Raw genomic sequence first — 18,113 nt, 5'->3', positions numbered from 1 at the left:
CGAAACCCTAGCCACGAATCCCGAACATAGCTAGGTTTCCGCCATGTGAACTTCCCGTTCACTCCGGATCCAACCGGTTCAGAGGCCTACGGGAGCCGCACTCCGCACCTCGTCAGCCCCGCTCACGCACCCACGGCAGAACGGCCGGTACGAGACGGATTGACAGACCGGATCGCGACTCCCACCATGACCGCCACGGAATTGAAAGGTTCCAACCAGCGGGCACCGCCTCTCCCGGCGCCCACCCCTCGGACGCGTCGTTCGTCCCGTACGAACCTCCCCCACCGCCCCGATGAGGTCTCCCAGGCCCCAACCGCCGCTCACCACCCTCCCTCCGAAGAGAGGCCACATCGCCGTGTCTTCCTCCACCACGCCCTCGCCATCGCCCGCGACCACACCGGTGCCGGCGGCCAAAGCCCCCCGAGCCGGCATGGGGGCCCGTCTCGCCCTCGTCGCCCTCGCCCTGATGTGGCCCACCCAGCTGCTGTCGCTGGCCGGCCTGCTGGGCGGCAACGCCCAGGCCTCCGTGGCGATACACTTCCGCACCACCGAAATCGGCTGGTTCATCCTGGTCAATGCGCTGGTCGGCACCGTGATCGCGCCGTTCGTCGTGAAGCTCTCCGACTTCTACGGCAAGCGCAACGTCATGATCGCCATCACCGTTGTCGGTCTCGCCGGCGACATCATCGCGGCGCTGGCCAACAACTACACCACCCTGCTGGTCGGCCGCGGCATCGCCGGCTTCTACGCACCCATCGCGGCCCTGGCCTACGCGTCCGTCCGTGAGCTCTTCCCGCCCAAGCACGTGGGTGCGGCCAGCGGCATGATCGGCAGCGGCATCGCCTTCGTCGCCATCGGCGGCCCCTTCCTCACCGGTTGGGTCATCGACAGCTTCGGGTGGCGGGGTGTGATGTGGTCGCTGGCCATCTCCACGGCCATCGGCCTGCTGCTCCTGATCACTGTGGTCCCGGAGACCCCGCACCGCGCGGAGCGGACCAAGGTGAACTGGCTGGGCGGCGTCCTCCTCGGCGGCGGCGCTGCGGCCCTCACCTACGGCATCGGCAAGGGTGGCGAGTGGGGCTGGACCGATGCGAGCACCCTGGCCTACATGTTCGGCGGCGTCGCGGCGATCCTGCTCTACATCGTCACCGACCTCAAGGTCGCCCATCCGCTCTTCGACCTGACGATGGCCTCCCGTCGTGCCGTCTGGTCCGTCTTCCTGGCCACCGCGCTGATCGGCGCGACCATCTTCGGCACCGGCATCATCGGCCAGCTGCTGGTGCTCTACCCGAAGATCCCCATGGTCTCCGACGGCCTCGGCATGACCGCCACGCACTACGCGGTCATCGGCATCCCGGCCAGCATCCTGATCCTGGTCGTCGGCTTCGGCACCGGTGTCGCACTGCGCAAGATCGACGCCCGCCTGCCGCTGGCACTCGGTGCCGCGTTCGCCGCCGTAGGGTTCCTGCTCCAGCGGAGTTGGCACTACAACAGCACCCAGCTCATGCTGCTGGGCGTCTTCTCCGCGATCGCCATGGGCCTGATGGTCTCCTCCATCCCGGTCCTGGTCATCGAGGCGGTCAGCCCCGAGGAGCAGGCGACCGCCAACGGACTGCAGACCATGGCCCAAGGCGTGTTGACGACCATCGTCACCCAGGTCGTCTACGTGATCCTCGCCAAGGACAGCACGGTGGCCCAGGGAACCCGCTTCTACCACGACGCCGGCTACAAGAACGCGATGCTGTTCGCCGCCGCCCTGGCCGTGGTCGGACTGCTCGCCGTCGCCCTGGTCCCGAAGCTCAGGCGCGCCGATGAGGTCGAGGCGGGCGAGGCCGTGGCCGCCGCCTGAGCACTCCCCAGCTCCGGGGCCGCCGCCCGACCACTGCCCCGTCGCGGCGGCCCCGGCTCCCCAACATGCCAGAAAGACAGGACCGGCCCATGACCCGTCGACAGACGGTGGACGAAGCGGACCTCACCCGGCGCCTCGACGCCATGTCCCTCAAAGAGAAGGTGACCCTGCTCACCGGCGGCGACGCCTGGACCCTGACACCGGTCGTCGCCGCCGGCCTCGCTTCCCTCGCCTTGTCCGACGGGCCCGCGGGCCCTCGTGGCACCGCTTTCGGCGACGCCGTGACCCCCTCGCTCCTCTTCCCCAGCCCCACCTCCCTCTCCGCCGCCTGGGACGAGGAGACCGCGTACGAGGCCGGCCGCCTCATGGGGCTCAAAGCCCGGCAGATGGGCATCCACGTCCTGCTCACCCCCACCGTCAACCTGCACCGCTCGCCCCTGGGCGGACGGCACTTCGAGAGTTACTCCGAGGACCCGCTCCTCACTGCCCGCACCGCGGTGGGCTTCGTCAAGGGCGTGCAGTCGACCGGAGTGGCCGCCACCGTCAAGCACTTCGTGGGCAACGACTCCGAGACCGAGCGGACGACGTATGACGCCCGGATCGACGAGAAGACCTTGCGCGAGACGTATCTGCCCCCCTTCGAGGCCGCCGTGAAGGAGGCCGGCGCGTGGATGGTGATGGCTGCCTACAACGCGGTCAACGGCACGACGATGACCGAGAACGAGAAGCTGCTGAACGGCCTGCTGAAGGAGGAGTGGGGCTTCGATGGCGTCGTCGTCTCCGACTGGCAGGCCACCGGCTCCACCGAAGCCTCGGCCCTGGCCGGCCTCGACCTGGTCATGCCGGGACCCGATGGACCCTGGGGCACCGCGCTGCTTGCCGCCGTGGAGGACGGCCGGGTTACCGAAGCCGTGATCGACGACAAGGTCCGCCGCGTCCTGCGGCTGGCCGCCCGGGTCGGCGCACTGGACGGCGTGGACGCGCCGGAGGCGGCACCCGTGCCCGGGGATGTCCGCTCCCGCATACGGGAACTGGCGGTCCGCGGTTCCGTGCTGCTGCGCAACGACGGGCTGCTGCCTCTGCGTCCGGACGCCCTGCGCAAGGTCGCCCTCATCGGCCCAAACGCCGTCCGCTTCGCGGCGCAGGGCGGCGGGAGCGCCCACGTGATTCCCGAACGTGTCGTCACCCCGCTCGAAGGGCTGCGCCGTGCGCTGGGTGACGGCGTCGAGATCACCGTCCACCAGGGCGCGTTCCCGCACGCGAGGCTCCTGCCGCTGGAGGGTGGCACCGCCACCGACCCGGTGACCGGCGAGCCCGGTGTACGGCTGGAGTACCGGTCGGCCGACGGGACCGTTCTGTCCGAGGAGCACAAGGCTCCGGCAGCCAACTGGTTCCCGCTTCTACTCGCCGACGAGGTGGCGGAACTGTTCGTACGGACCCGGCTCATGCTCCGGGAATCCGGCGTCCACCGGCTGTCGGTCGTCGGCCCCGGGCACATCACGCTGCACGTCCCGGGGCACGCACCGCAGACCCTGGAACAGCTCCAGGAGGACGACGACATCGTCTCGCTGGCGCTCCGTCCGCCGGCTCACACCTTCACCTTTCCCGCGGGCAGGGGCGAGACCGAGATCCTGGTGCGCTTCAGGCCACAGCGTCACCTGCCGTACCCGATCACCCTGCTGGGTCTCGGATACGACACACCTCGCGGAACCGACGAGGAGGAACTGGACGCGGCGGTCGCCGCGGCCGCCGCGGCCGATACCGTCATCCTGATGGTCGGCAGTGACGCCGACACCGAGACCGAGAGCGTCGATCGCGCGACCCTCGCCCTGCGCGGTCGGCAGAACGAGCTCGTGGAACGGGTCTGCGCCGCCAACCCGCGCACCGCTGTCGTCGTGAACGCCGGCGCCCCCTTCCTGCTCCCGTGGGCCGACCGGCCCGCCGCCCTGCTCTGGTCCTGGTTCCCCGGCCAGGAGGGCGGGGACGCCATCGCCGACGTCCTCACCGGCGCCGAGCCCGGTGGCCGCCTGCCCACCACCTTCCCCGCCGCCGAAGCGGACGTACCGGTCCTGTCCACGCGGCCGGTGGACGGAACACTGGAGTACTCGGAAGCGGACCTGATCGGCTACCGCGCCTACGCCGCGCGCGACACCACGCCCCTGTTCCCCTTCGGACACGGTCTGTCGTACACGACCTGGGACTACCAGGACTTCGTCGTGACCGGAGACATGGAACGCGGCCTCTCGATACGCGTCACGCTCCGCAACACCGGGACGCGTGCGGGCCGCGAGGTCGTCCAGGCGTACCTGGACCCGGCCGGCGACGAACCGCACCGTCTCATCGGTTTCGCCGCGGTCGAGGCGGCGGCGAGCGAGGCCGTGATCGCCACGATCACCGTGCCGGCCAGGGCCCTCACCGTCTGGAGCGCGGCCGGCCCGGTTCCGCGTTCCGGGCCGCACCGGCTGCGGGTGGGGCGCTCGGCGGCCGACCTGCGGCTGGCCGCCGCCGTACCCCGCGCGTCATGATCACGACTGGCGCCCCGGGCGAACCCACACACCCATGAGTGAAGTACGGTCTGACCGTGAGCACACCACGCAAACCCAGGGGCCCGTACCGCAAGGGGTTGGAGCGCCGAAAGCAGATTCTGCGTGCGGCCCTGGAGGTCTACAGCGAGCAGGGCGAGCGCGGCTCGTCGCTCAAGGAGATCGCCGATCGCGTGGGCATGTCCCAGGCAGGTGTGCTGCACTACTTCGACTCCCGGGAGGACCTGCTGCTGGCCGTGCTCGCCGAGCGGGACGCCCTGGACACCGAAGCGGTCGTCGATGTGATGACGCCGGGCGAGGCGGTGGCCCGGACCGTCGGGCACAACGCACGGCAACCAGGTCTGGTCGACCTGTTCGTGACCCTGTCGGCCGCCGCGTCGGACCCGGAGCATCCCGCCCACGCGTTCTTCAAGCGGCGGTACACAGAGCTGAGTGCCCAGATCCAGAACGGTCTGGACCACGGGCAGCAGCAGCGGCGCATCCGCGCGGACGTCGACGCCGAGCTCATGGCACGACTGCTGCTCGCGGTGTCCGACGGCATCCAGCTGCAGTGGCTGCTGGACCCGAGCGTGGACATGACCGTGCTGGTCGAGGCGTTCAACCGGATGTGCGCCCCCGACGTGGGCGAGAGGGCAGACGGCACGCCCACCGGCGAGGACGACTGACACGCACGGCCGGACGGCCAGGGCGGTCAGCCGCGCCGACGTTCCGCTCAGCGTGCAGTTCCGGGTCGCGCCCTCCACTCCGCCGAGTGTGGTCATGCCACGTCCAGCACCCCTTACTCGGGCATCCGACGCGAGCGAAGGACAGGGCCTCCACCGTGATCACATGTCTGACACGGACCTGCTCTTCCTCTCCGCGGCCGAGGTAACGGTCGTCTGCGGACCCGCCACAAGACGAGGAACCATGAGTTCACACTTCCGCCATGTCGCAGCTGTAGGGAGCTCGTTCGCCGCAGGCCCCGGCATCGAGCCGATCGCGAACCGAGCGGCAGGGCGCTCGGCTCGGAACTATCCGAACCTGGTCGCCCGGCGACTCGATGCCGAGCTGACCGACCTGACGGTGTCGGGAGCGACGACCCAAACCGTCCTGGACACTCCGCAGCGCCGCATGCGGACGGAATTCCCGCCGCAGATCGAGGGGGTACCCTCCCGCACGGATCTGGTGACGATCACGGTGGGCGGCAACGACCTGAACTACATCGGCAGCATGTTCGCTCTCGGCATCGCGGGCCGGCTCAAGTCCTCGCCCTGGGCCCGACCGCTACGGGCGCTGCTGCCCAGGACCCAGGTTCCGAATCCGACGGCCGAGACGGTGGAGCGGGCGACCGTCGGCCTATGCCACGTGGTCGACACAGTGCGCGGCCGGGCACCCGGCGCACGGATCCTCCTCGTCGACTACCTGACCGTCATCGGGCCTGGCACCCGTCCCAGCCGTGCGGCGCCGTTCGACGAGGCAGACATCGACGCACTGAGGCAACTGGGAGAGACGGTCTCCCAGGTCTTCGAGGCCGCCGCGTCCCGGTCGGGTGCGGAGCTCGTGCGCATGAGGGAACGCAGCGGTGAGCACGCGCTGGGGTCGGCGCATCCATGGGTGGGCGGCCTGCCGGACCGACTCCGCGATCTCGGGAAAGTTACGCCGTTCCACCCGACCGCGGAGGGAATGCGCGCTGTCGCGAACGCCGTTGTCGAACAGCTCAAGACATGAACAGCGTCCCTCGGTGATCCGCAATCAGCGGGGACGTGCCGTTCAGGTATACCCGCCGCACTGCGGCGACGGTCGGACGCAGGCTGCCGCCGCGGGATGGTCCGGCCTCACCGCATCATGGCAGCCGCATGGGTGGGCGGCCGTCCCGGCCCACGGCGTCGCCCGGAATAGTCCCAGCGGCGGGCGATGAGCTTGCGGTGCCAGGCCAGAAGCGTGCTGGGCGTGACCGGGAAGACCTCGGCCCAGCGGCGGCGCGAGATCAGCGAGGACAGGGTCACGAACCAGAGGCGGTCCGCAGACTCGTACCGTATTGGTCTTATTGCAGCTGGCGTCGTAGCACGGCGTTCTCGTGCCGCAGGACCAGCAGTTCCGCCTCCTTCGCGGTGTGGCGCCGCAGCAGCACCGCTGGAACAGACAGAAGATGCCGAGTGACCTGGTACACGAGCGACACGATCACTTGAACATGGCCGCAGACCAACACCCGGGGCGTGGCGCTTTGACCAGCAGCAATGAATAACCGAGCCCCACAGCCACCTCCGTGGTAGCGCACAGCATCGCCGAACTGCACCAGGGCAGCGGATGGGAGTGTGCCTGCACCGAGGTCGAAGGACACCAATGTCGCTGGCGCTGTCCCTTCGATCGCACTCAGCTCTGCTGCGGCCAACGGCTACGGCTCTGGAAGTACTCGAGAGCCGCGGGTTCCTCCGTGAATTCGAGCAGGCCGCCTACCTTGTCTGCCAATAGTGCTCGCACCTCGGATGGTGTGGCGAAGAAGAACTCGCGTCGTTCGTTGACAAAGTTGACGCGGCGAGTAGCGAACGCCTTGTGGAGTTCGGACTCCAGTGTCACGGCGTCTTCGGAGAAGAACATGGCGTGGACGTCGTAGCGGAACGGCACTGAAGCGTCGCCGAGCTCCCGGACACGGTCCATCGGCTCGAGGCGGCGGGTCATGCCGATCTTGACGATGTTCGGGCCGAAAGCACCCAGGTTGGAGATGACGTATACGTAGCCGGCGCGGATGTTCGCGATGCGGTAGTCGTTGGCTGCGATGGCTTTTTCGATGTCAGCGAGGCGGAGCGAGAGCTCAGCGACAGCAGTGTCGTCGCCTTGGGCCCTCAGGGAGTCCAGGACGCTGATGTAGTGGGCTCGTTCCTTCTCGAGTCGCTCTTTCTCGGCGGCCAGCTCCTGTTCAGCTCGGCGCTGTTCGCGAAGGAGCTGGCGTTCCTGGCGGGCGCGTTCGCGCTCTTCTTGTGCCTTCATCTGAAAGTCTGCAGTGAGTTCGAGCTCAGTGATGCGCAGGGCGTGATACTCGGGGCTGATCCGCATCTCCATGATCACGCCCAGCTTCTCGATCGCGGTGACCGCCGACTCCAGGCGCTTCCGCGCGGCGCGCACGTTTCCCGATCGCAGCGAGCGCACGCAGTTGTCGGCCTCCGCGTTGTAGGCCCGCAGCATCAGTTTGGACAGGTCACCGACAAGCTTTCGCCCTCGGGCCAGGGATCCGTCGAAGGTGAACATGTCGGCAGCGAGGATCGCGCGGCCGCTCTTGATGATCTCGTCGATCTGGCCTTCGAGGCTGTGGAGGCGCTCCTTGTAGGCTGCAGCGTTCTCCAGAGGGTGGTGGTAGCGATAGATGCCGACGTCCTGTAGTGCGCGCTGGTCGCTGAGATCGATCGCCTGGGCACCGCCGTGTGCGGTGGCGAGCTCGGCTTCAAGGGCGGCAATACGGGCCAGCAACGGCGCGGGGTCAACTCCGTTCACCGGCTGCGCAGTCGGAGGATCAGCAGATGTCTGGTCCTGCCTGGACTGAAGTGTTCCCGGCGTCGGGCCGGCGGGATCCTCGGCGGTCGACACGGTGATGCACACATCGATGCTGTTGTCCGATGCGGACGCGTCGTCGGTGACGAATAGCTGCCAGCCGGGTGGTGGGGCCGGCCAGGCCGGGTCGGGTTTCCATCCCTGTGGAGGTGTCCAGCCCTTGGGCGGCGTGGGCCACCCTGGTGGCGGGTTGAATCGCATCGTCACTGCCCTCGAACCCGGATGCCACGGCTGGTGTCTGCCGCTACCAGGTCGAAAGGCGACTTCGACAGCGCGGCACCAAGGTGCTGCAACGTGGCCTGCGGGACAACTCTGGCCAGGTCGAACCCGTTGAACGTCTCACGGTCCGCGGCAACGACAGCCAGAGGAACTGTGGCCGGGCGTCCCGTGGCCGGATCAATCGTGTCGACGCCGACCGTCAGGGCAATCGAGTGGATCTTTCCGGCACGGTCGGCCTCGAAGACCTCGTGGAGGCTGCGGACGGCGACCTGCCAGACCGCGTTCGCGTACCGCTCTTTCTGCTCGCGGACCGGCAGACTGCTTGACGCTATCTCGTCTTTCGTCTTCACGTACCGGTAGCCCTTGACGGAGGGCACAGTTGAGGGCTCTGGAACGCTGACCGTGAGCGTGAGTTCCCGCGACGCGAGACGGAACGCATGGTCGTGCTCGACCGGGAAGACCTCGGGGTAGACCGAGTTGGACAGGACGATGCCGACGTACTCCTCGATCGCGGACTCCACATCGAAGGCAAGATCATTGATGAGCTTGGAGAGCTCGGCGTTGCGAGCAGACGCTTCTGCCTCGCGCCTCTCGCATTCCTGCCGGTACTTCTCCTCGGCGGCAGCCAGCTGGGCCACACGCTTGGCTTCCTTCTTCTCCCGCCGGGCCACTGCCTCGGCGTGGCGCTGGTGGAGAGCGTCCCTGGCACGCTCCCAGTCGCCATGCGCCTCCTCGAAGGCGGCCCTGGCCCTCTCGACAGCCTGCTGGTACCGCTTCTTCCCGCCGAGCACAGCAGAGAGTCCCGTGGGTACAGCCGGCTCCTGATACACCGGCTCAGGGCCATACTCCGGCTCCGCAACCACAGCCGCAGGAACAGCCAGGCCACCAGGCTCGAACGGAGGATGCTCGACCTGCGAGATCTTCAGCGCTTCGAGATCGACGTAGTCGTCCACATCCAGAGTCCAGGCGAGCAGCCCGTCGATGTCGGCAAGATCGCTGGCCAGATCCGTATTCAGGGACTCGACCTCGGCCAGCCGGGACTCCACCAGGAGCCGCGCAGCCTCACGCTCCGCGGCCTTCTTCTCCGCGGCCGACGCTCTCACCGCCGCCGCCTGTGCACGCTGATGCGCCTTCAAGGCCTGTTCGGCTTGGCGCAGCGCTGCAACATGGGCACGATGCGTGGCAGCCTCCTGCTGTCGTCGACGCTTCTCCGCCTGCTGCGCCTGATAGTTCAGCTCTGCGAAGAAACCACGACGTCTGCCCATAACATCCCCCCAGAAGACCCGGTACCGAGAACTCCCGGTGCCGAGAACTCAAGCTCTCTGTGTCACCGTAGCGACGATCACTGCCACCGGGAAGTTGATCCACCATTTGCGCGGGCCAGGCCAAACACCTGCCACGAACCGCTTCTCCCCAACGGCCGGAGCAGTGCACGTCGCGCCGTACCAGCGTCTGCCCCGTCTTGAAACCGTGCACCACCCGCTCCTCCTTCACCCCGGCACGGTTGTTCGCCGCCGGGGTCCAGCCCAGCCCCGAACGACCTGGGCAAGCCCCTGCTCGGAGGAGAATTTTACCCAAGGGCCCTCGGTTTGCCCGGCCAGGCCCGACGACGGGAGACCGCGGAGCTCCACGTTCGAATCCTTAAGTTTGAGGGGGATGCGACGCTGACCACCCCGCTTCTACACAGTGCTCTTCCAACACCCCAGGCCGCGCCTTACCGTCAGTTCCATGGCCAACGGGGTGTTTCACACCAGGCACGGCATAGAGATCAACCTGACGTACGAGGACCTCGACAACCCGGGCTGCACCGGGCTACTGGAAGAGATCACGCAGCCTGTAGGGCAGCGGCCGCGGGACCTGCTGCAGTGCCTGAAGGACTACAAGGGCGAGGACTGCCAGTGCGCCCTGGCCGGCAAGTCGCCGTGGATGTTCGTACGTCGCCAGCGCAGCAACGGCCAGGTGACGTGGGTCGCGGCGCATCTGCCGCTCACCCACGCCGCGACACCGCAGGAGAGCGACAAGCACAAGGCGATGAAGGAACGGATCGCGCGGACGGCAGAGCGGCACGGACTGGGCGTGGAGACCGAGGCCCGGTCCCAGGACGGGCGCATCATCACCGATGTGCTGGTGACCGGAGCAGGCGCCCGCGTGGGATGGGAGGCCCAGTACTCCCCCATCACCGCCAACACCGTACGCCGGCGCTCCGCCACAGCCCGCGAGCGCAACATCGCGCCCCTGTGGGTGACAGCCGATGCCACGTCCGCCCTGATAGACCGCGCTCCCTGGACCCGTGTCGACGACGTGCCCTGGCAGCGCATCGCCTCCCCGCTCACCCTCATGATCCGTGCCGGCGTCCGGCACCTGCAGATCTGGAAATGCACTCCCAGCAGCGAACGTCCCTGCCCCGCAACCGGTGACGCCTGCGGAATGTGGCACAGCGGCTGGTTCCTGCCCGCCCTGTGCATCCCCCAGGAACGCGCCACGCCACTGGACGAACTCGTCGTCACCAGCGCCGACGGCGAGCACCTGCCGGTGCGCTCCCGCGACCCGCACGATGCCCGGCGCGCCTCCTATCTGTGGGCCCTGGCACGCGACGTCAGACGCTGGCACGAGATCACCGGCGAGACCAATATCCCGCCCGAGTCCGGGCCGACCGACGACGAACCGGTCACCTACACCGAACAAGAACTCGACAGCTCCTGCCACTACGGAGAAGAAGGCCCCCACACCAGCAGTCCGCGCCCGCAACGCGAAAGGACCTCAGCCGTCGGGCTGTACACCTTCGACCACGCCCCCGACGACGCCCTCCTGCAGCCCACGAGACCCATCGCCCTGCGCCTTTCCCCACGCGAACGCCTCGTCGTCGCAGCAGAACTGAAGTGCCCGCCCTGGGAAATCGGACCCTGCATGCTGTGTGCCACCCCCATCCACCGCTACGGACCCCGAAGCCCCAAAGCCTGCCCCTCCTGCCGCCTCACCGCCAACCACCCGTAAGGGCACCACCCGCCTCAGCGCCCACTCCGCACGAACTCAAGCGGAGGGTGAGTCCGGCGGTGACGGAGCCAAGGCCGCAGGCGAAGCCGGACAGCCCTGGCAGAGCAAGGACGGAGCCGTCGGCACGGCAGCAAAGCCGAAGACGCCACACCCGTTCCCACCAGCAGAGCACCACAACGGGTGAACTCTCGCAGTCTCATCCCAGAGGGGAACCGCGCTGCCTACTCTCATCGCCGTGGAAGCCGAATTTCTGCGCCACGGTGTGCCGTTGGCGGACTACCAGCTGACCAAGGCCGACCACCGCCGGCAGCAAGAGGCCGTACAGCTTCACGGGTGGGTGGAACGCCAGCTTGCCAACGTACCTCCCTGGTCGGAGGAGAAGCGGGAGCAGATGGTCGAACTCCTGGGGTCTCCGCTGCCTCCATGGGAGTTCCAGCGGTGGCGGCTTCGCTTGTACTGCGGACACATCATCGAAGCAGCCCGCAGCCGGAAGAGCCCTCGGCCCGACGGAGGAGTCCATGCCAAGGAGACCTGCCCACAGTGCGGTCTGGACCCGTCTGTGATCGTCGCCTTCGAGCCCCTGGGGCCCCTCCGCAGATCCCCCACCGAACAAGTGCCCGCAAAGGCCCGAGCGCTCCGTACAAGAACCGCCCGCTGATCAACGCAGCAAAGCCGAACTGACAGCTGAAAACGCTGCGCTGCGTGCAGAACTGCAAGCCCTACGCGATCATGCACGTCAGCTGTCGATGTCGCCGTTGGCAAGGGTCCACCCTCCAGATCTGTCGAACGGCCACGGGTGTGCGTAGAGGTCACCGCGGAAGTGCTCGCGCAGGTCGTACTGGCCGGCAGGTGGATCGGACGGCATGTTGAGGGGCGTAGTGAGCGGGTCGACGGATGCTGCATAGCTCTCAGCCCATTCCATCCAGTCGGTTGCTGCGCCGGACTGACGGGCTGCGGTGCAGAAGGCTCGGATGTCTTCTGCCAGGCGCCAGTGCTCTACCTGGCCGGCAAGGACGGCACTGCGGTGCTCGGTGATCTGGGCTGAGCGGGCCTGCCGCAAGGTCCTGTACCAGTTGCGTTGGCGGGCCAGTTCTTCGCGCTCGCTCGCGATGCGCTGTTCCTCGGCGCGGGCAGCACGTTCCTCCAGGTCGTGCAGGAAGTGACCGAGGCGGTCTTCCAGTTTCCATCGCGCACCGTCGGAGTGGCTGTAGGAGGGGCTGCCGTAGGGGCTCTGGCAGGGCGAAGCGATCATGAGGCGGCCGTCGGGGTGGTGGTCGTACTTCGGGGGCTCTGGGGCCCAGAGGTTCTTCTCGATGTTCCGGAGCTCCTGGGGTGTCGGCTCGTGGGGCACTTTGGCAGTGCGCTCCGTGATCTCCCAGGGGTAAGTGTGGGCGCCGATGCGGATCACGAGGCGATGGGTTGCTTCGCCGCGGTGGAGGCTGCTGTCGGTGGTGACCTCGTAGCCGCGTCGTTCGGCTTCGGTGATGAGGGCGTGGGCAATGCGCATGGCCCGTTCGGCGAGGTGACGGGAGACGCTGATCGGAACGATGTCGGGCCGGTCTCGGGTGTCCACGGTGGTCTTCGAACGTCCCAGCGCTTTACTCGTGCGTGCGACCAGGGCATGGGGTTTCAACGGGAGGTCGTCTGGAACCTCGACTGCGGGGATGGCAGGTGGTTCGGCAACTTTCAGGGCTGCTTCGTCCAGGAGTTTCAGCACAACGTCGCACTTGGCCCGGCCGCTGAAGCGCAGCTTGCAGCCGTCCGGGATGTGTCCGTGGTGCAGAGCGTGGTAGTACGCGGCACGCCAGCGGGAGCGGGTTTGGGGGCCGGGGTTGGGCACGGTGACCGTTCCCTGACCCGCACGGAGCCTGGCCACGAGCTCGGCCCCGTCTGCCGGCGCGAGAGCAGCCTGAGCCGGGTCGTCCTTCAGCCGCTGCTTATCCGCTTCCGCCTCTTTGGGATGCTTCCCGTGCTTGAGGTAGAAGCGGCCGCTGGCTGTCAGCACCACTACCTCGCGCCCTGCCGGCCCACGGCCCCTCTGAACCAGTCCCCGCTGCTGCAGCGCCCACAGAACACCGCTGTGCGCATTGGCCGCCTCGTACGCTTTCGGTGCCGCCGCAACCTGCTTCAACAGCTCCCGCTGCTTCTCAGTCAGCGCGTACTTCACTGCCGCCTCCCCTCCAATCTGCGGAACGACCGAACCATCACTGAGTGGGAGTAAGGCGCACTAACCATCTCAGGATGGCCGGAATCAGGAAGACTTCACCCGCGCGGGTCCCTGATGCGCACGCTGTCCGGCCACACAGGCAAGGCACCGATTCGCGCTTCACTCCTTCAGGTGCGGTGAGGCCGCGCCGGCTTCCGCGTACAGGGCCCGGACGTCGTCGGCGAGGTCGGCGTGGTCGTGCAGGTCGATGTCCAGAGCGTGCCCGATGAGGCCGAACAGGTCGTACACCAGCCGGTCGTACATCACAGGCAGGAGTAGCCCCTGAGGCGGCCGGGCGTCCTCGCCGAGCGCGGTGCTGAGCGTTGCGGGCCGGGACCGGTACTCGGCCAGGGCGCTTTGGTGTGTGCGGTAGGTGGCCGCCGCCGCGTGCAGCCGGTCCGGCCACGGCATGCGGATCGGGGGCGGGGCGGGCCGCCCTTCGAAGACGATGCCGGCGTTGACGATCTGGTGGGCTCTGCGGGCGGCTTCGGAGGCGTCGGCGCGCCGCTGCAGTCCGTCCACCGCGTCCAGACGCAGTGCCAGGCAGAGGATCGGAGCAGCATGCGAGACGGCCCAGGCGTACTCGGTCCGGCGGGCGCGCCGCGCGCGGGCCGCCTCCACCCGTTCGGCCTGGGTCCGCTCCTGGTCGTCGGGAACGACGCCGCCGAGATCGTCTCGCAGTTGGAGATAGCGGCGTTCAGCGGCTTGCCTGCTCTTCAACTCCAGGGCGTCGGCGATACGCCGCCAGGTGACGTTGAGTGTGCGGGCCGCGCCGATCAGGTGCCGTTCGTCCAGGAGGAGCTTGTCCCGCAGGGCGCGGATGACGAGGAGGGCTGCTAGGGCACCTTTAGCGAGCCCCTGATGGGCCTTCACACAGACAGGAACCCCAGCGGACGCTGGGGTTCCTTTGCGTCTCAGAGAGCCGTACAGAGCCTCTGCGGCTACCGACCAGCCCACCGGCCATAGCCGGTAGCGGGATGCTCGGCAAGCCGTTCCCGCAGATATCCGGTTGTCTGTTCGATTTCGAGGGGACACCCGTCCAGCGTGCCGCGGAGCGCGAGTGCCGCGTGCGTGGCCCGTTCGCTCACGATCCGGTCGTGCGCCTCGCGATCCCCTGCGGTCGCAGGGCGGGGGATGTCGAGAGCTTCCGGAACAGCCCGCACCAGGTCACGCACGGCGCTTGAGGGAACAGCCTCTTCGGGGGTGTTGTAGGAACCCTCCAAACTGATCCACTGGCCCTTGCGTCTCACACATGACTCTCACCAAATCGGCGGCGGGATGCGGACTTGGGGCCTCTGACCTGGTCTTCCGTGCTCTCTGTAGACCCTACGCACGGGGGTGGGCATGTTACATACCCCACACGTCGAACTGACAGGGTTGTGCAAACTCTCCTTGGCCCGGAGCAGCCTCGTAGTACAGGATCGGCTCTCATGGACCTGCTGAACACGCTGGTGGACAAGGGGCTTCGGCGCGAGCTGCCGACCCGCGAGGAAGCGCTCGCCGTGCTGGCGACCTCCGACGACGACGTGCTCGATGTGGTGGCCGCGGCCGGCAAGGTGCGCCGGCAGTGGTTCGGCCGGCGCGTGAAACTCAACTACCTGGTCAACCTCAAGTCGGGCCTGTGTCCGGAGGACTGCTCCTACTGCTCGCAGCGGCTGGGCTCCTCCACCGGGATCCTGAAGTACACCTGGCTGAAACCCGACGAGGCCTCCAGGGCGGCCGCCGCGGGCCTGGCCGGGGGCGCCAAGCGGGTCTGCCTGGTGGCCAGCGGGCGCGGTCCGACCGACCGGGACGTGGACCGGGTCGCGGGCACCATCAAGGCCATCAAGGAGCAGAACGAGGGCGTCGAGGTGTGCGCCTGCCTCGGCCTGCTCTCCGACGGCCAGGCGGAGCGGCTGCGCGAGGCGGGCGCGGACGCCTACAACCACAACCTCAACACGTCCGAGGGAACGTACGGGGACATCACGACCACGCACACGTACGCCGACCGGGTGGACACGGTCAACAAGGCGCACGCGGCGGGGCTGTCGGCCTGCTCCGGTCTGATCGCCGGCATGGGCGAGACCGACGCGGACCTGGTCGACGTGGTCTTCTCGCTGCGCGAGCTGGACCCGGACTCCGTTCCGGTGAACTTCCTGATCCCGGTCGAGGGCACCCCGCTGGCCAAGGAGTGGAACCTCACCCCGCAGCGCTGCCTGCGCATCCTGGCGATGGTCCGGTTCGTCTGCCCGGACGTGGAGGTCCGGATCGCGGGCGGTCGCGAGGTCCATCTGCGCACCATGCAGCCGCTCGCGCTGCACCTGGCCAACTCGATCTTCCTCGGCGACTACCTGACCACCGAGGGCCAGGCCGGCCAGGCCGACCTGGAGATGATCGCGGACGCCGGGTTCACGGTGGAGGGCGCGGACGAGGTGACGCTGCCGCAGCACCGGGCCGATGTCGCCGGCTGCGGGCCGCACGCGGCCGAGGGCGCCGGATGCGGATCGCACGCGGCCGACGGCACGGGCTGCGGATCACACGCGGCCGACGGCGCGGGCTGTGGGTCGCACGCGGGTGAGGGCGCCGGGTGCGGGTCGGTGTGCGGTTCCCACGAGAATGACCACGAGAGCGTGGCCGTCCCCGCCAACGAGCCGCGCACCGACCTGGTCGCCGTCCGCCGCCGGGGTGCCGGAACGGACCTCGCACCCAATGCCTGACCTGAGCGTCCCCGAACTGCTGGACCTCGACCGCCGGCACGTCTGGCATCCGTACGGTCCGATGCCCGGCCGGGCCGAACCGCTCGTCGTGGAGTCGGCGAGCGGGGTCCGGCTAAGGTTGGCGGACGGCTCGGGCGATCTTGTCGACGGCATGTCGTCCTGGTGGTCGGCGATCCACGGCTACAACCACCCGGTGCTCAACGAGGCCGCGCGCGACCAGCTCGGCCGCATGAGCCATGTGATGTTCGGCGGGCTCACCCACGAGCCCGCCGTCCGCCTGGCGAAGCTCCTCGTCGACATCACACCCGCTGGCCTGGAGCATGTCTTCCTCGCCGACTCGGGGTCGGTGTCGGTCGAGGTCGCGGTGAAGATGTGCCTGCAGTACTGGCGCTCCCTCGGCCGCCCCGCGAAGCAGCGCCTGCTGACCTGGCGCGGCGGCTACCACGGCGACACCTGGCAGCCGATGTCCGTCTGCGACCCCGAGGGCGGGATGCACGAGCTCTGGTCCGGGGTGCTGCCCCGCCAGGTGTTCGCCGACGCACCGCCGGCGGAGTACGACGAGTCGTACGCCGAGCATCTGCGTTCGACGGTCGAGCGGCACGCGCACGAGCTGGCCGCGGTGATCGTGGAGCCGGTGGTGCAGGGCGCCGGCGGGATGCGCTTCCACTCCCCCGCCTACCTGCGGGTGCTGCGCGAGGCCTGCGACGCGCACGACGTGCTGCTGGTGTTCGACGAGATCGCGACCGGCTTCGGGCGTACCGGCGCGCTGTTCGCGGCGGACCACGCGGCCGTCACCCCGGACGTGATGTGCGTCGGCAAGGCGCTGACCGGCGGCTATCTGACGATGGCGGCGACCCTGTGCACACCCCGGGTCGCCGAGGGGATCTCGCGCGGCGAGGTGCCGGTGCTGGCGCACGGGCCGACGTTCATGGCCAACCCGCTCGCGGCCTCTGTCGCCTGCGCCTCGCTCGGGCTCCTGCTGGGCCAGGACTGGCTCGCGGAGGTCAAGCGGATCGAGGCGGGGCTGCGGGAGGGCCTGGCGCCCGCCCGGGAGATTCCCGGCGTCCAGGACGTGCGGGTCCTCGGCGCCATCGGGGTGGTCCAGCTCGACCACGAGGTCGACATGTCGGCCGCGACGGCCGCCGCGGTGCGCGAGGGCGTGTGGCTGCGGCCGTTCCGCGACCTGGTGTACACGATGCCGCCGTACGTCACGGGTGACGCGGACGTGGCTCGGATCGCGCGCGCGGTGTGCGCCGCCGCGCGGGAGGGATGAGCATGCCGATCCTGGTGATCACAGGGACGGGCACGGAGGTCGGCAAGACGGTCACCACGGCCGCGGTCGCCGCCGCCGCGGTCGCGGCGGGCCGCTCGGTGGCGGTCCTGAAGGCCGCGCAGACGGGGGTACGACCGGACGAGCGCGGGGACGCCGACGAGGTCGCGCGGCTCGCGGGTGCCGTGACGGCGTCCGAAGTGGCGCGCTTCCCCGAGCCGTTGGCGCCGGGCACGGCGGCCCGCAGGGCGGGGATGGCCCCCGTGCATCCGCAGGACGTGGCGGAGGCCGCCGCCAAGCTGGCCACCGAGCACGAGTTGGTGCTGGTCGAGGGCGCGGGCGGGCTGCTGGTCCGGTTCGACGAGGCGGGCGGCACGCTGGCGGACGCGGCCCGGCTGCTGAACGCACCGGTGCTGCTGGTGGCGTCGGCCGGGCTCGGCACCCTGAACACGACCGAGCTGACGGCCCGTGAACTGCGGGCGCGAGAGCTGGAGTTGCTGGGTGTGGTGATCGGCAGCTGGCCCGGTTCCCCCGATCTGGCGTCGCGTTGCAATGTCGCCGACCTTCCGGAGGTGGCCGGGGCGCCGCTGCTGGGTGCGCTGCCGGCCGGGGCCGGGGCGCTGGCACCCGCGGAGTTCCGTGCGGTTGCGCCGAGTTGGCTGTCGGCGCGGCTGGACGGGAGCTGGGACGCGGAGGCGTTCCGGGGGCAGGTAGCGCCTTAGCCGCTTCGGTCGGGTGCGGCCGTGTGGGGGCTGGTCGCGCAGTTCCCCGCGCCCCTAAAAGGGGCGCTCCACTGGCGCCCCCGAAGGGG

12 protein-coding genes and 1 pseudogene are annotated in these 18,113 nt (G+C 68.9%); 8 read left to right on the top strand and 5 right to left on the bottom strand.

Going from position 1 to position 18,113, the window contains the following annotated elements; all coding sequences use genetic code 11:
* The first annotated feature begins 430 nt into the window (after positions 1-430).
* The 4 genes from ACFWPS_RS45260 to ACFWPS_RS45245 all read left to right on the top strand — a co-directional run bounded on the left by ACFWPS_RS45260 (position 431) and on the right by ACFWPS_RS45245 (position 6,099).
* A complete protein-coding gene (locus tag ACFWPS_RS45260; RefSeq protein WP_383717703.1) occupies positions 431-1,849 on the top strand; it encodes an MFS transporter in 1,419 nt (472 codons plus the stop codon).
* 89 nt (positions 1,850-1,938) lie between these two features.
* Positions 1,939-4,374: a glycoside hydrolase family 3 protein gene (locus ACFWPS_RS45255; protein WP_383717701.1), complete on the top strand. Its 2,436-nt coding sequence runs from the start codon at positions 1,939-1,941 to the stop codon at positions 4,372-4,374.
* A gap of 56 nt (positions 4,375-4,430) precedes the next feature.
* Positions 4,431-5,057 (top strand): TetR/AcrR family transcriptional regulator, encoded by a 627-nt coding sequence (locus tag ACFWPS_RS45250; protein WP_383717698.1) that lies wholly within the window; start codon positions 4,431-4,433, stop codon positions 5,055-5,057.
* 163 nt (positions 5,058-5,220) lie between these two features.
* Positions 5,221-6,099: an SGNH/GDSL hydrolase family protein gene (locus tag ACFWPS_RS45245; protein WP_383717695.1), complete on the top strand. Its 879-nt coding sequence runs from the start codon at positions 5,221-5,223 to the stop codon at positions 6,097-6,099.
* Positions 6,100-6,221: 122 nt separating this feature from the next.
* On the opposite strand, the pseudogene ACFWPS_RS45240 reads toward ACFWPS_RS45245, so the two are convergent.
* The 3 genes and pseudogenes from ACFWPS_RS45240 to ACFWPS_RS45230 form a co-directional block, all read right to left on the bottom strand.
* A pseudogene (locus tag ACFWPS_RS45240) lies at positions 6,222-6,556 on the bottom strand (integrase); the annotation flags it as partial.
* A 188-nt stretch (positions 6,557-6,744) separates the two neighbouring features.
* Entirely contained in the window at positions 6,745-8,118 is a 1,374-nt protein-coding gene (locus ACFWPS_RS45235) for a DUF4041 domain-containing protein (RefSeq protein WP_383717692.1), read from the bottom strand.
* A gap of 2 nt (positions 8,119-8,120) precedes the next feature.
* Positions 8,121-9,401 carry a hypothetical protein gene (locus tag ACFWPS_RS45230; protein ID WP_383717690.1) on the bottom strand — a complete coding sequence of 427 codons (1,281 nt, stop codon included), beginning with the start codon at positions 9,399-9,401 and terminating at the stop codon, positions 8,121-8,123.
* A gap of 463 nt (positions 9,402-9,864) precedes the next feature.
* Between ACFWPS_RS45230 and ACFWPS_RS45225 the strand changes: the two genes are divergently transcribed.
* Positions 9,865-11,130: a hypothetical protein gene (locus ACFWPS_RS45225; RefSeq protein WP_383717687.1), complete on the top strand. Its 1,266-nt coding sequence runs from the start codon at positions 9,865-9,867 to the stop codon at positions 11,128-11,130.
* A 736-nt stretch (positions 11,131-11,866) separates the two neighbouring features.
* On the opposite strand, the gene ACFWPS_RS45220 is transcribed toward ACFWPS_RS45225, so the two are convergent.
* Both ACFWPS_RS45220 and ACFWPS_RS45215 read right to left on the bottom strand, forming a co-directional pair.
* Positions 11,867-13,297 (bottom strand): hypothetical protein, encoded by a 1,431-nt coding sequence (locus ACFWPS_RS45220; RefSeq protein WP_383717684.1) that lies wholly within the window; start codon positions 13,295-13,297, stop codon positions 11,867-11,869.
* 159 nt (positions 13,298-13,456) lie between these two features.
* Positions 13,457-14,209, bottom strand: coding sequence for a hypothetical protein (locus tag ACFWPS_RS45215; RefSeq protein WP_383717682.1), 753 nt, complete (start codon positions 14,207-14,209; stop codon positions 13,457-13,459).
* Positions 14,210-14,766: 557 nt separating this feature from the next.
* Between ACFWPS_RS45215 and bioB the strand changes: the two genes are divergently transcribed.
* Genes bioB through bioD form a run of 3 tightly spaced genes read left to right on the top strand, consistent with a single transcriptional unit; the run spans position 14,767 to position 18,024 of the window.
* Positions 14,767-16,032 (top strand): biotin synthase BioB, encoded by a 1,266-nt coding sequence (bioB, locus tag ACFWPS_RS45210; protein ID WP_383717680.1) that lies wholly within the window; start codon positions 14,767-14,769, stop codon positions 16,030-16,032.
* Positions 16,025-17,305: an adenosylmethionine--8-amino-7-oxononanoate transaminase gene (locus ACFWPS_RS45205; protein ID WP_383717677.1), complete on the top strand. Its 1,281-nt coding sequence runs from the start codon at positions 16,025-16,027 to the stop codon at positions 17,303-17,305. The genes bioB and ACFWPS_RS45205 overlap by 8 nt, the downstream gene beginning before the upstream one ends.
* A gap of 2 nt (positions 17,306-17,307) precedes the next feature.
* Positions 17,308-18,024: a dethiobiotin synthase gene (gene bioD, locus ACFWPS_RS45200; RefSeq protein ID WP_383717740.1), complete on the top strand. Its 717-nt coding sequence runs from the start codon at positions 17,308-17,310 to the stop codon at positions 18,022-18,024.
* Positions 18,025-18,113: the final 89 nt, after the last annotated feature.

The sequence above is a fragment of the Streptomyces sp. NPDC058457 genome (assembly GCF_042720695.1).
Taxonomy (GTDB): domain Bacteria; phylum Actinomycetota; class Actinomycetes; order Streptomycetales; family Streptomycetaceae; genus Streptomyces.
This window is presented reverse-complemented; position numbering and strand designations above follow the sequence as displayed.

Excerpts from the sequence above, each read along its gene's own strand:
- bioD (WP_383717740.1), top strand. The coding sequence starts at position 17,308 with ATGCCGATCCTGGTGATCACAGGGACGGGCACGGAGGTCGGCAAGACG.
- ACFWPS_RS45260 (WP_383717703.1), top strand. The coding sequence starts at position 431 with ATGGGGGCCCGTCTCGCCCTCGTCGCCCTCGCCCTGATGTGGCCCACC.
- ACFWPS_RS45205 (WP_383717677.1), top strand. The coding sequence starts at position 16,025 with ATGCCTGACCTGAGCGTCCCCGAACTGCTGGACCTCGACCGCCGGCAC.
- ACFWPS_RS45230 (WP_383717690.1), bottom strand. The coding sequence starts at position 9,401 with ATGGGCAGACGTCGTGGTTTCTTCGCAGAGCTGAACTATCAGGCGCAG.
- ACFWPS_RS45255 (WP_383717701.1), top strand. The coding sequence starts at position 1,939 with ATGACCCGTCGACAGACGGTGGACGAAGCGGACCTCACCCGGCGCCTC.
- ACFWPS_RS45245 (WP_383717695.1), top strand. The coding sequence starts at position 5,221 with ATGTCTGACACGGACCTGCTCTTCCTCTCCGCGGCCGAGGTAACGGTC.
- ACFWPS_RS45235 (WP_383717692.1), bottom strand. The coding sequence starts at position 8,118 with ATGCGATTCAACCCGCCACCAGGGTGGCCCACGCCGCCCAAGGGCTGG.
- ACFWPS_RS45225 (WP_383717687.1), top strand. The coding sequence starts at position 9,865 with ATGGCCAACGGGGTGTTTCACACCAGGCACGGCATAGAGATCAACCTG.
- bioB (WP_383717680.1), top strand. The coding sequence starts at position 14,767 with ATGGACCTGCTGAACACGCTGGTGGACAAGGGGCTTCGGCGCGAGCTG.